11 protein-coding genes are annotated in these 12751 nt (G+C 74.8%); 4 read left to right on the forward strand and 7 right to left on the reverse strand.

Annotated elements, in window-relative coordinates; all coding sequences use genetic code 11:
* Positions 1–185: 185 nt before the first annotated feature.
* Both ACZ4MF_RS24440 and ACZ4MF_RS24445 read right to left on the reverse strand, forming a co-directional pair.
* On the reverse strand, positions 186–905 hold the full coding sequence (locus tag ACZ4MF_RS24440; protein WP_467494197.1) for a ferredoxin reductase: 720 nt from the start codon (positions 903–905) through the stop codon (positions 186–188).
* 73 nt (positions 906–978) lie between these two features.
* Positions 979–1584 carry a sulfite oxidase-like oxidoreductase gene (locus ACZ4MF_RS24445; protein ID WP_467494046.1) on the reverse strand — a complete coding sequence of 202 codons (606 nt, stop codon included), beginning with the start codon at positions 1582–1584 and terminating at the stop codon, positions 979–981.
* 170 nt (positions 1585–1754) lie between these two features.
* On the opposite strand from ACZ4MF_RS24445, the gene ACZ4MF_RS24450 reads away from it, so the two are divergent.
* The gene (locus tag ACZ4MF_RS24450; protein WP_467494047.1) at positions 1755–2687 is read left to right on the forward strand and encodes an NADP-dependent oxidoreductase; all 933 of its coding nucleotides are present in this window, start codon (positions 1755–1757) and stop codon (positions 2685–2687) included.
* Positions 2684–3448, forward strand: coding sequence for a GNAT family N-acetyltransferase (locus ACZ4MF_RS24455; RefSeq protein WP_467494048.1), 765 nt, complete (start codon positions 2684–2686; stop codon positions 3446–3448). Before ACZ4MF_RS24450 ends, ACZ4MF_RS24455 begins: the two co-directional genes overlap by 4 nt.
* 57 nt (positions 3449–3505) lie before the next feature.
* Here ACZ4MF_RS24455 and ACZ4MF_RS24460 read toward each other — a convergent pair whose 3' ends face one another.
* The gene (locus tag ACZ4MF_RS24460) at positions 3506–3904 is read right to left on the reverse strand and encodes a MarR family winged helix-turn-helix transcriptional regulator (protein ID WP_467494198.1); all 399 of its coding nucleotides are present in this window, start codon (positions 3902–3904) and stop codon (positions 3506–3508) included.
* 123 nt (positions 3905–4027) lie between these two features.
* Here ACZ4MF_RS24460 and ACZ4MF_RS24465 point away from each other — a divergent pair, with 123 nt between their 5' ends.
* Positions 4028–5173 carry a hypothetical protein gene (locus ACZ4MF_RS24465; RefSeq protein WP_467494049.1) on the forward strand — a complete coding sequence of 382 codons (1146 nt, stop codon included), beginning with the start codon at positions 4028–4030 and terminating at the stop codon, positions 5171–5173.
* A gap of 66 nt (positions 5174–5239) precedes the next feature.
* On the opposite strand, the gene ACZ4MF_RS24470 is transcribed toward ACZ4MF_RS24465, so the two are convergent.
* The 3 genes from ACZ4MF_RS24470 to ACZ4MF_RS24480 form a co-directional block, all read right to left on the reverse strand.
* Positions 5240–6481 (reverse strand): vWA domain-containing protein, encoded by a 1242-nt coding sequence (locus ACZ4MF_RS24470; protein WP_467494050.1) that lies wholly within the window; start codon positions 6479–6481, stop codon positions 5240–5242.
* Positions 6478–7707, reverse strand: coding sequence for an AAA family ATPase (locus ACZ4MF_RS24475; RefSeq protein ID WP_467494051.1), 1230 nt, complete (start codon positions 7705–7707; stop codon positions 6478–6480). The genes ACZ4MF_RS24470 and ACZ4MF_RS24475 overlap by 4 nt, the downstream gene beginning before the upstream one ends.
* Before the next feature lie 76 nt (positions 7708–7783).
* Entirely contained in the window at positions 7784–9256 is a 1473-nt protein-coding gene (locus tag ACZ4MF_RS24480; protein WP_467494052.1) for a hypothetical protein, read from the reverse strand.
* A gap of 312 nt (positions 9257–9568) precedes the next feature.
* Between ACZ4MF_RS24480 and ACZ4MF_RS24485 the strand changes: the two genes are divergently transcribed.
* The gene (locus tag ACZ4MF_RS24485) at positions 9569–10378 is read left to right on the forward strand and encodes a putative protein N(5)-glutamine methyltransferase (protein ID WP_467494053.1); all 810 of its coding nucleotides are present in this window, start codon (positions 9569–9571) and stop codon (positions 10376–10378) included.
* Between the two features lie 12 nt (positions 10379–10390).
* Here ACZ4MF_RS24485 and ACZ4MF_RS24490 read toward each other — a convergent pair whose 3' ends face one another.
* Complete coding sequence (locus ACZ4MF_RS24490; protein ID WP_467494054.1) at positions 10391–12469, reverse strand: SpoIIE family protein phosphatase; 2079 nt, start codon at positions 12467–12469, stop codon at positions 10391–10393.
* Positions 12470–12751 lie beyond the last annotated feature (282 nt).

Below are 12751 nucleotides of genomic sequence, written 5' to 3' on the forward strand. Positions count from 1 at the left end.
GGTGCCCCTCGCTCACGCCGCGAACCGCGAGTTCAAGCCCGCTTGGAGCGCGGAACGAGCCATGCGCCCCACGGTCGCGCGCCCGGCCCCGGCGCGCGACCCGGACAGGTGTTCCAGGCCTGCTCCCGACGGTGTTCCGGAGGATGTCTCGGACCGCGTTCCGGACCATGTTCCGGACGGACGGTTCAGCCGAAGCGCTCGATCCGGATCCGCTCCACCGGCTGCCCGGCCGCGACCAGCAGCCGGGAGGCGTGCTCGGCGAACGCGTTGGACCCGCACACATAGGCCTCCCACCCACCGGAAGGCCGCTCGGCCAGGAGCGGTGCCACATGTGCCGCCGCCATACGTCCCACCGGCACCCCCTGTGGGGCGCTCCGCGTGAACACGGGCGTCGTCTCCGCGCCCAGTTCGGACGCGTAGATCAGTTCCTCGGGGCTGCGCGCGGACACCAGCAGACGCAGCGGCACGTCGAGGCCGCGCAGCCGGTGGTGGCGCACCATCGACATCAGCGGTACGACGCCGGAACCGGCGCCGACCAACAGCGCGGGCCGGTCGCCCGGCCAGGCGAAGAAACCGCTCAGCGGCCCGCGCACCTCGACCGTGTCACCGGGGCGGGCCACCGTGTGGAACCAGCCGGAGACCTCGCCGCCCGGGACGTGGTCCAGGGTCAGCTCGATGTGCCCCGAGTCGTCGGGCGCCGACGCGAGGGAGTAGTGGCGCTGCGCCGTGTAGCCGTCCGGTGCGGTCAGCCGCAGCATCAGGTGCTGGCCGGGCAGATGCCCCGCCCAGGCGGACACGGCCAGCCGGAACGTGGCCGTCCGCGGCGTCTCGCGCCGGATCTCGGTCAGCGTGGCCGTCTGCCACACCGCGGCCGCCGGGTCGCTCACCTCGATCCGCCCCGGCACGGCGAACCGTGTCGCGGGGACGAGGGGGCCGCCGGCCGGGGCCGCCGCGGCAGTCGGATTCGTCGTCGCCGTCTCAGTCACCGGAGTACCGCTGCTCCTCCCAGGGGTTGCCGCGCCCGTGGTAGCCGTTGCGCTCCCAGAAGCCGGGTTCGTCGTGGTCGAGCAGCGTGAGACCGGCGATCCACTTGGCGCTCTTCCAGAAGTACAGGTGGGGCACGATCAGCCGCGCCGGGCCGCCGTGCTCGGACGGCAGCGGCTCGCCGCCGTACTCCCAGACGATCCAGGCCCGCCCGCCGGTGAGGTCCGCGAGGGGCAGGTTCGTGGTGTAGCCGGTGTGGGAGTAGGCCACGGCATGTGTGGCGGACCCTTGAGGCCGCACCGTGTCGAAGAACGCGTCCAGACTGACGCCGCCGAAGCGCACGCCGAACTTCGACCAGCCGGTCACACAGTGGATGTCGCCGGCGTACGCCGACTCCGGCAGCGTGTGCGCCGCGTCCCAGTCCCAGCTGTGCGGCCGCTCGACCAGGCCGTCGATGCGGAAGGACCAGTCGGCCGGCGCGAGGTCCGGGGTGACCTCGGCGGACAGGACGGGCCAGTCCTCGCCCGCGTCGTACTGCCCGGGCGGCAGCCCCGGGTTGTCGACGCGCGGACGGCCCGTGAAGCCTCGCGTGACGTTCATGGTTCAACCGTACGCTGTCGTTCCGGGTGCTCCGTCCCAGGTCACCGCGTGATCATTGCGCCCGCATGAACTCTTTCGGGCCGCGGGAATAGCTCTGCGGCGCTTCTCCTTTGCGCTCGATGCGGGTGCCGGTACACCGGTGGCAGCGCGAGAGAAGCGAGGAAGAGAACATGCCCAAGGCGTATGTCTACACGCGGCACGGCGGACCGGAGGCCGAGGCGCTGACCGAACTGGACCGTCCGAGCCCCGGCCCCGGCGAGATCCTGATCGCGGTGCGCGCGGCAGGGGTCAACCCCGTCGACTGGAAGCTGCGGAAGGGCTTCCGGCGCCCCGGTGAGAGCGAGCGCCCCTTCCCCCGGGTCTTCGGTAGCGAGGCCGCGGGTGTCGTGGCGGAGACCGGCCCGGGCGTGACCGGCTTCGCCGTGGGCGACGAGGTGTTCGGCAGCACCGCCAGCGGAGGGTACGCGGAGTTCGCCCTGCTCACCGCAGACGTGACCGTCCACAAGCCCGCCGCGCTGTCCTTCACCGACGCCGCCACCCTCCCGGTCGCCGCGGCCACCGCCTACGACGGCATCCGCCAGCTCGACCTGCCGGGTGGGTCGACGCTGCTGATCACGGGCGCCGGCGGCGGGGTCGGCAGCGCGGCCGTGCAGATCGCCCGGGCCTTCGGACTGCGGGTCGTGGGCGTGGCGAGCGAGGGCAAGAGGGAGTTCGTGGAGTCGCTGGGCGCCGTCCACGTCCCCTACGGTCCTTCCGGTCCCGGCCTCGTCGAGCGGGTGCGCGCCGCCGTGCCCGACGGGATCGACGGGGTGTACGACCTGGTGGGCGGGCCGGTGCTCGCCGAGGCCGCCGAACTGCTCAAGGACCGCAGCAAGCTGGTCACCGTCGGCTCCCCGCTGGAGACCGTGGCCGAGCTCGGCGGTGCGCAGGTCCGGCGCGCCCGCACCGCCGCCGTCCTGGAGGCGGTCGCCGACCTCGCCGTGCGCGGCGAGCTGAAGCCGTACGTCACCCGCACCTTCCCGCTGGAGCAGGCCGACCGGGCGCTGCGCGCCGTCGAGGACGGCCACACCGTGGGAAAGATCGTGATCGAGGTGGCCGCGTGAGCCTCATAGCCGGACCGGGCGGCGGCGACCGGACGTCCGACGCCGCCCCGCACGTCCTCGACCGCCCCGCCCTGGCCGCGCTGACCGGCCCGCACGCGCACTTCGCCGAGTGGCGCGGCCGGGTGGTGCGCTATCCCGTCGACGTCACCCCGTGGCTCGCCCTGCCCGACGAGCCGGACGCAGGGGACTGGGCGGACCTCGCCGCGCTGGCGGGTCCCGGCGCGGAGGTTCCGCTGCTGGGCTACCGCGGAGAGGTCCCGGACGGCTGGGAGATCACCTTCCGCGTCGAGGGCGTGCAACTCGTGGACGACGGTCTCGACGCCGCGCCGGACCCGGAGGCGGTTCCGCTCGGCCCGGCGGACGTGCCCGAGATGCTCGACCTCGTGGCGCGCACCCGGCCCGGACCGTTCCTGCCGCGCACCATCGAACTCGGCACCTACCTCGGCATCCGCCGCGGCGGGGCGCTGATCGCCATGGCGGGGGAGCGGCTGCACCCGCCGGGCTGGACCGAGATCAGCGCGGTCTGCACCGACCCGGCCCACCGCGGCGAGGGCCTCGCGACGCGGCTGATCCGCGCCGTCGCCCACGGCATCCGGGAGCGCGGCGAGACGCCGTTCCTGCACACGGGCGCCCAGAACACGAACGCGATCCGGCTGTACGAGTCCCTGGGCTTCCGGCTGCGCCGCCGCACCGCGTTCGGCGCGGCCCGTGTCCCCGAGCGCCTGGCCGAGGACGACCACACGCCGGTGCCGGTGGCGTAGCCGTAGCCGTAGCCGTCACGGGAAACCGGCGTGCGCCGCGCCGCCGCACCCGGAGTCTCACTCGGACCCGGAGTCGCCCCGCCCCGCGTTGTACCGCTCCAGATAGGCCGCGAAGCGGACCAGGTCCTCCTCCGGCCAGTCGGCGAGCCGCTCGTGGAAGGCGGCCCGGCGGCTGCGGGTCACCTGGGCGAGGATCTCCTCGCCCGCCTCCGTGAGATGGAGCACCTGGACCCGGTGGTCCTCCGGGTGCAGCCGGCGCTCGATCAGCCCGGCCCGCTCCAGCGCCGCCACCTGCCGGCTCACCGTGGACTTGTCGAGGGCGTAGTGCGCCGCGAGGTCCGTGGCCCGGCAGCCGCCCTGCTCCTCCAGGTGGCCGAGCAGGGTGTACGAGACCAGCGACAGCTCGGGGTGCATTCGGCCCGCCGAGGCGCGGGCCCGACGGGCGAAGATCGTCATCTCGCGCTGGATCGTCTCGACGGCCGACTCCGCTGAGCTCACGGGAATACCTCCTCAGGCGTTCTAGTTGTATAGTACAACTTGAAGCTGAAGTTGTATAAGCCAACCATTGGAGGTCGCCCGATGAGGTCACCGGCACTGCGTCACGTGCTCACGCACCTGATCACCCCGCTGCTGATGTGCGTCGGCATGGGGCTCGCGTACATGGGGGCCTTCGTCACCCCCGAGCCGCACCACCTGCCGGTCGCCGTCGTCGGCACCACCCCGCGGGCGATGGTCTTCGCCCAGACGGTGAAGGACACCGCGGGGGACAAGCTCGACGTCCGTACGGTCGCCACCCGCGCCGACGCCGTCGAACTGCTGAAGTCCCGGGACGTGACCGGCGCCTACGTGCCGAGCGCCACGGCGCCCGAACTGCTCGTGGCCAGCGCCGCCTCGGACATGGGCGCGACGGCCGTCGAGAAGGTCTTCACCCCGGTCGCCGCCCGGCAGGGCCTCCCACTGAAGATCACCGACGTGGCCGAGCCGGTCTCCGACGACCCCACCGGCCAGGGCCTGTTCTTCCTGCTGATCGCGGTCAGCATCGGCTCCTACGCCTCGGTCGCAGCGCTCGGCGCCGCGGGCGGCGCGCTCCCGATGCGGATACGGGCGCTGCTCGCGCTCGGCGTCTCCGCCGTCGTCGGCGGCATCGGCACCCTGCTCGCCGGGCCGGTGTTCCACCTCGCGCACCACGACCTCGCGAGCCTGTTCGGCATGGCGTGGCTGTACTCGGCGGGCATCCTCCTCATCGGCGTCGGTCTGCACACCTTCCTCAAGCGCTGGACCACGCTGGCCATGATGGTGCTGTTCGTGATGCTCAACTTCACGAGCTCCGGCGGGTTGTTCCGCCCCGAGCTCCAGAACGGCTTCTTCGGCACCCTGCACGCGTTCTGGAACGGCGCCGGCTTCGTCGAGGGCATCCGCAGCCTGCTGTACTTCGGCGACGACGGCCTCGGGCGCAACGTGTGGACCCTCGTGGTCTGGCTGCTGGCCGGCCTCGTGGTGACCGGGATCGCGGCCCTGTACGAGCGCCCCCGCCACGCCCGGCACGCGGCCGGCCACGGCGAGACCACCGCGGTCCGGCCGGCCACGGCCCCCACCGCGCCCACCGCCCCCACCGCCCCCACCGCGCCCGCCGGGCCCGCCGTGCCGCGGACGGCGGCGGACCAGGCGAAGGCGCAGGCCGAGGAAGAGATCGAGGAAGAGGTCGAGGAGACGGTCGGGGTCTGATCCGGCACCGGCCGCCGACGACAGGGAGCGCGCCGCCCGGCCGCGGGCGGTGCCCCTGCCGGCGCCTCATCCCGACGCCGAGCCGATCGTCACCACCCGCGCCCACGCGGGCGGTGTGTCCGGCCGGTAGCCGGGATCGTTCTCGTCGTACGACCCGCCGGCCCGCGGGAACAGACCCACCACCGTCCGGCAGGGCGGCCGTGCCTCGGGCCACGGAGTCTGGCCGTCCGTCAGGACCACCACCACGTCGGGGCGCATGCGCAGCGCCCGGACGAACCCGGTGCGCAGGTCCGTGCCGCCGCCGCCCACCAGCTCGATGCCCTCCGTGCGGCACAGCGGCTGCACCGTTTGGGCCGCCGCGTCGCAGGACAGCACGGAGACCAGGTCCCGCCGCCCGCCCAACGCCCGGCAGATCGCGGCGACTTCCAGCAGTGCGCTGCCCAGTTCGGCGTCGCTGACCGAGCCCGAGGTGTCCACCACCACACAGACCCGCGGCGGACTGCGCCGCAGACTCGGCAGTACCACTTCGGGCAGCCCGGCCGAGCGCCGCGCCGGACGCCCGTAGCGGTAGTCCTCGCCCACGCCCGACGCCGAGACGGCCGAGCGCAGCGCCGAGCCCAGCAACTGGCGCCAGGGCTGCGGCGGATGGAACACCTCCTCGGCCCAGCGCCGCCAGCCCTGCGGGGCGTTGCCCGGTGCGCCCCTGATGCCCTGGGCCACCCTGAACCGGACCGCGTCCCGCTCCTGCTCGCTCAGCCCGTGCGCGCCGTCGGGCCCCAGCTCCCAGGGCCGCTCCAGCCCGTCGGCGCCGCTGCCGCAGTCCAGCCAGGCCTGCCGTGCCAGGCGCGGCCCGAGCCGGAACTGCCGCAGGTAGTCCTCCATCAACTCGCCCGGGCGCAGCCCCAGTTTCCCCGGTGTCACGGCGTCCTTGGGGCACACCAGACCGTCGCCGTACACGTCGTCGTTGATCTCGCAGTCCGCGGCGATGTTCATCCGCAGCCGCTCCGCCGGACCGGTCAGCCCGCGCTCGCGCGCCACCCGGTCACCGCGCCCGTGATGGTCGCGCAGCAGATGCGCCACCTCGTGCACCCACACCGCCGCCAACTCCGCCACCGGGGTGCGGTCCACGAACGCCGCGGAGACGTAGCACCGCCAGTACCGGTCGACGCCCATCGTCGGCACCTGCCGCGACTCCACCGGGCGCAGGGCGAACAACGCGGTCGCCAGATACGGCCGGACCCGGGCCGCGTGCAGCCGGGCCGCGAACAGCTTGCCGAGGTCCAGCGCCCCGGGCGCGTCCGCGGTCATCGCCGGGCCCCCGCGGTCCGCGCGGGGCGCCGGGCGGCCTCGTCGGCCCGCCGGGACAGCGACACCACCCCGGCCAGCCGCTCGATCGCCGCCGGCACGTCCCAGTCCTCCCGGCGCAGCGCGGCCAGTGTGGTCGCGGGGACGACCACCACGTCCGGCGCGCCGGTCTCCATCGCCCGCACCAGCAGCGCCCAGGCCGCGTCCCAGCGGGCCCGCTCCGGCCGCGCCCGCACCGCGGCCACCACCCCGTCCAGCGCGGCCTGGCGCAGATCCCCGCGCTCGGGCAGCACGGCACCCGCCGGGTCGGCCAGCAGCGACTCCGGGTCGGGCAGGTCCATCCGGTCCAGGCTCGCCAGCAGTTCCAGCCCGGGTCCGTCCCCGACGGCGCCGCGGACCAGCAGCGACAGCACGTCCCGCGCGGAACCGGCGGCGGTCGCGAAGGCGATCAGCCGCAGCGTCGCCTCCCAGCTCCGGGGCGACGGCCACGCCCCGCCCCGCCGGCCCTCCCCGTTCGGCAGCTTGTGCACGAGCCCCGGCCGCGCGCCGAGGAAGGCGCACACCGCGCGCCGGGCGAAGGCCACGGCCTCGGGCAGCCGCGCCGGGTCGAGCCGGGGCAGGGCCGCGCGCGGCCAGGTCCCGCCGAGACCGCGTACGACGACCTCGTGGTCGTGGGTCCACTGGAGGTGCACGAACCGGTTGGCCAGCGGCGGGCTCAGCTCCCAGCCGTCGGCCGCCGAGGAGCGCGGGTTGGCGGCGGCCACGATCCGCACCCCGGCCGGCAGCCGCAGGGCGCCGATCCGCCGCTCCAGCACGAGCCGCAGCAGCGCCGCCTGCACCGCCGGGGGAGCGGTGGACAGCTCGTCCAGGAACAGCAGCCCCCGCCCGGCGCGCACCAGCCGCACCGCCCAGTCCGGCGGGGCCATCGGGACGCCCTGCACGGCGGGGTCGTCTCCTACGACGGGCAGCCCCGAGAAGTCGGACGGCTCGTGCACGCTCGCGATCACGGTGGTCAGCGGCAGGTCCAGCGCCGTCGCGAGCTGGGTCAGCGCCGCCGTCTTGCCGATGCCGGGCTCACCCCAGAGCAGAACCGGAAGGTCCGCGGCCACGGCCAGGGTGAGCGCCTCCAGCTGGATGTCGGCGCGCGGCTCGGTGGTGGTGTCCCGGAGCAGCGTCAACAGGGTCTCGGCGACGTCGAGTTGAGGGGCGGGGGAGACGGAGACAGACATGTGTCATCACCTTGAGGGTTGTGAAGTCGGCTGGAGTAAAGGGGTGTTCGCCAAGTGGACATGGCGCGAGGGCGGTTCAGCGCAGCCTGTGGTGGGACTTCCGGTGCCGGGTGTGCTTGCGGTACGGGTCGGCGGAGGCGTGCTCCGGGCCGGTCAGACCGGCGCGGTACAGGCCGTAGGCGATGCGCCGCTCGGCCGCGGCCGTCAGCTCGTCCCGCAGGGGACCGTCGCGCAGCACCGCGCCCGGACCGAGCAGCGCCTCGACCACGGCCAGGGCCCCGGCGCTGTCGCCGTGGTCCAGCCGTTCCCGGACGCCGGTGAGACAGTCCGGGCGCCGGTGCGCCTCGTCGATGACCCGCAGACACGGCAGCACCGGGCCGCCGAGCGAGGCCAGCAGCTCCTCGCGCCGGATCTCGTCCGGGCCGTGGTCCAGCGGGACCAGGACGCCGTCGACCAGACCGATCCGGTGCCGGGCGCCCCGGCAGTCCACGGCGCGTGCCTCCGCCACCGGATCGGCGCCGGGCGGCGGCCCGTCCGGCCGGTGCCCGGGGACCAGCGCGGCGGCCACCAGCGGATGCAGCCGGTCCGGCGTGAGCAGCCCGGCGCGGAGCAGCTCCAGGTCGGGCGGGATCCAGGTCGCCGCGTCGGGCAGCACCGGTACGGCGGAGAGGCCGCCCGGTACACGCCCGGTGACGATCCGCAGGTCCGTCCCGCCGGCGCCGTCCACGACGGAGTACGGCCGGTCCCGGTGCCCGCGCCCGGACGGACCAGGGGGCCCGTCGGTCCGGTCGGCCGCGCGCAGGTGTCCGGCCGGACCGGGGACGTCGCCCCCGTCCGCGGCCACCGCCAGGACCAGCCGGTGCCCCCCGCCGAGCCGTACGGCGAAGGCACCGGCCGGCCGCCCCTCGGCCGTCAGCAGGAGGCGTGCCTCGGCCGCCCACCGGCCGACGGCACAGCCGTGCCCTGGCGGGGCCAGTCCCAGCGGATCGGCGTCCGGCGGCGCGGGCCCGCCGGCCCCCGAGCGGTCGCGCAGCTCGGCGGTCCTGCGGGCGTCCCACAGATGCCGGTGCAGATCGAGCCGGTACCGCCGGCTCGGGCGCGGGTGCGGATGGCGGCCGGTCATGGCCCCGGCCGGATCCCACAGGGCGAGGCCGATCCGCTGGCCGGCATCCGCCCAGGCCGGCGGCGTGCGGACCACGAGGTGCAGCGGACCGGCCCGGCCGGACCCGTCGTACCGGGCCAGTGCGAGGGTCAGCCCGGGGCGCAGCAGGCCGTCGGGCGCGATCCTCGGCATGTGCCAGCGCAGCAGGTCGGGGACGAGATTCCGGAGGTCGGCGCGGAGCCGGGCCGCGAGGTCGTGGCCGTGGGCGCGGGCGACGCGGCGCAGATCGAGGTCGACGTCGATCCGTGCGGCGGCACAGGCCCCCGCCCAGTCCCCGGCGGCACGCCGGGCGGTGGCCGGCTCGATCATGGACGGTGGCACGGCGTACGCACGCACGCGCTGCCACAGGGAAAGACGGGAATCCCCGTACGCGGTCGACGTGAGCATCAGCGCTCACCTTGCGCGGACGGGACCCCCAATCGCAGAGTCGGGTGAGTCGTCATCGCGGGGATCGTAACCACGGCCCGGGCGGCGCGTCACCCGCTTTTCCGCGGGGTCCGCCAGGGCGGCGCCGCGCGGCCGTTGGGGTAGGGTGGCCGTCCGGTCGCGAACGGTCGCGGCCCCGACGGACGAGGAGGTGGGACCCATCACTGCTGTGTCAGCCGGGGTGCTCTCTCCTCAGGACGGCGCGGTGCACCGCTTGCGGTGACCGCGGGGAGCGCCCACCGGTCAAGCGCTCCCGAAAGGCTCACGCCCTCCGTGCACTCTCCTTCTTCTCCTGACGCCGTTTCTCCCGGTGCCGTTCCTCCCGAAGCCGTCGTCTCCGCGCTGCGCGCCGCCGGGTGCGTGTTCGCCGAGGACGAGGCGGCGTTGATCCTCGCCACCGCCCGGACCGACGTGGAACTGACCTCGATGGTGGACCGTCGCGTCGCGGGACACCCGCTCGAACAGGTGCTCGGCTGGGCCGAGTTCCACGGGCTGCGCATCGGCGTGGCACCGGGGGTCTTCGTCCCACGCCGCCGCACCGAGTTCCTGGTCGACCAGGCGCTGGCCCTGGCGCCGCACGCGCCCGTCGTCGTGGACCTGTGCTGCGGCTCCGGCGCGCTCGGCGCGGCCCTGGCCGCCGCCCTGGACCGCGCCGAGGTGCACGCCGCCGACATCGCCCCGGCCGCCGTCCGCTGCGCCCGCGGCAACCTCGCCCCCTTCGGCGGCCGGGCCCACGAGGGCGACCTCTACGACGCCCTTCCCGCCGGACTGCGCGGCCGCGTCGACGTCCTGCTGGCCAACGTGCCCTACGTCCCCACCGCCGAGGTGCCGCTGCTGCCGGCCGAGGCCCGCGACCACGAGCCGCTGGTCGCCCTGGACGGCGGTGCGGACGGCCTCGACGTGCTGCGCCGGGTGGCCGCCGAGGCGCCCGCGTGGCTCGCACCGGGCGGCCGCCTGCTGTCCGAGACCGGCGAACGCCAGGTCCCGGCCGCCCTGCGCGCCTTCGCCGACGCGGGTCTGACGGCCCGTCTGGCGGAGTCGCAGGAGCTGTACGCGCACGTGGTCATCGGCGAACGGCCATAACGTCCGCCCCCGTTACGGCAGTTCCTGCGCCCGGGCGATGAGCAGGGCGACGTCGTCGTGGTTGTCGGGGTGGTGCAGGGTGCGCAGAAGGAGGTCGCAGGTCTCCTCCAGGGGGCGGGCGGGGTCGTCGAGCAGGGACAGCAGGAAGTCCAGGCGCTCGTCCAGCGAGTGGCAGCGGGTCTCCACCAACCCGTCGGTGTAGAAGACGAGTTCGTCGCCGGGCGCGAAGTCGACGGTGACGGTGGAGAACTCGATCCCGCCCACTCCCAGCGGTACCCCGGTCGGCAGGTCCAGCAGCTCCGGCGGCCGGCCGGGGCGGACCCGGGCGGGGGGCAGATGACCGGCGTTGGCGATCCGGCACTGCCGCAGATGCGGGTCGTGGACCGCGTACACACAGGTCGCGATGGAGTGGTCCAGGGCGGACGTCGTCTTGTCCAGGTGCTCCAGCAGCAGCGCCGGGTCCAGGCCGAGGGGGGCGAGCGTGGTGGTCGCCGTGCGCAGCCGGCCCATCGTCGCGGCGGCGCTGATCCCGCTGCCCATCACGTCGCCGACCACGAGCGCGGTCCTGCCGCCCTCCAGCGGGATGACGTCGAACCAGTCGCCGCCGACCTCGCTCGTCGCCCCGGCCGGCTGGTAGCGCGAGGCCACCTCCAGGCCGGTGGTGACCGGCGGATGGCTGGGCAGCAGGCTGCGCTGGAGCGTGAGGGCGGTGTTGCGGGCGTTCTGGTACCAGCGCGCGTTGTCGATCTGCACCGCCGCGCGGGCGGCCAGCTCGCGGGCGAGCAGGACGTCGTCCTCGTCGAACGGCGCGGGATTGCGGGTGCGTTTGAGGTCCAGGGCGCCGAGCACCTCGCCGCGGGCGATCAACGGCACCGCGAGATACGAGTGCAGGCCCGCCCGGCCCAGCAGCCCGGCGGCCTCGGGGGAGCGGGCGATGCGCGGCAGGTCCTCGTCCTTCACGCGCGGCACCAGGACCGCCTCGGCCGAGCGCACGCACTCGGTGACCAGCCGGTCGGGCTCGTACCGGGCGGTCACGCCGGGCGGGTCCGCGGCCCGTACGGCCTCCGAGTCGTCCTGCGGGCGCACCGCGAGGGCCCGGATCACCGCCGGCTCCGTCGGGCCCAGCGTGCTGCGCCGGCCCTCCACCACCGTGTCCAGCAGGTCCACGGCGGCCACGTCGGCCAGCTCAGGCACCGCGACATCGGCCAACTCGCAGGCGGTGCGGTCCAGTTCGAGTGTCGTACCGATCCGGGCGGAGGCGTCGGCGATGACCGCGAGGCGGCGCCGCGCCGTCTCCGCCTCCACGGAGGCCCGGTGCTGCTCGGTGATGTCCATCACGGAGGCCGCGACGCCCAGCACGTTGCCCAGCGCGTCCTCCAGGCGGTACAGCGACATCGACCAGGTGTGGTCCTGCTCCGGGTCGGCCGACGTACGGCCGACCACGGGCCGGTCGATCACCGGTACCCCGGTCCGCAGCACCTGCCGGGCCTCCGCCTCCAGGGGCTCGGTCACCAGCAGGGGCAGGACCTCGGCCAGCGGGCGCCCCACGTGGTCGGCGGCGGGCAGTCCGTTGATCCGCTCCAACGCCGGGTTCACCGAGACGAACCGCAGTTGCGGGTCCAGGACGGCGAGGCCGCTCGGCGACTGCTCGACCATCCGCTCGGAGAGGGCGACGTCCTGTTCGAGGCGCCGCACGGTCGACTGGTCGGCGGCGAGCCCGAGCGCGTACACGTCACCTCGGTCGTCCAGCAGCCGCATGTTGCGGAACTCCACCAGGCGGGTGCTGCCGTCCTTGTGCTTGATCGGGAAACCGCCGGCCCAGCTCTGCCCGGTGCGCATCACATCGGCGAAGAGCTTGCCGACCAGCTCGATATGGCGCTCGTGGACCATCAGCCGGGCGGCGTACTGGCCGAGGGCCTCGTGCGCGCTGTACCCGAACAGCTCCTCCGCCTGCGGGCTCCACAGCACGATCCGGCCGGTGGTGTCCAGCACCACCGACGCCACGCCCAGCACGTCGAGCAGGCCGCCCGGCCGTACCGGCCCCCGGGCGGCATCGCCGCCCTGCGTCACCGGAGCCTCGGCTGCACTCATGCACTGCACCGCCTTCGCCCGTCGGCTCGGCACGTGGTCCCCCGTGCCGGCTGCCCTTGGTCCACCGCGTCACACCCGACTCCCCGGCGCGTTCGCCGGCTACCTCCACCATCTCTCACCGCGGCGGCACGCGTCCGCCGAAGCCGCCGTACCGGGTGCCTCCGCCGCGGCGGTGCGGCCTCCCGGACATCCTGCACGCGTCGTGCGCGCACCGGGAGTGTTCACGCTCATGTTGCTCGATTGCCCTGTACATGACTACGCGACCGGGTCAGACTGTCCGCC

It is taken from the genome of Streptomyces sp. NPDC025793, from assembly GCF_055558375.1.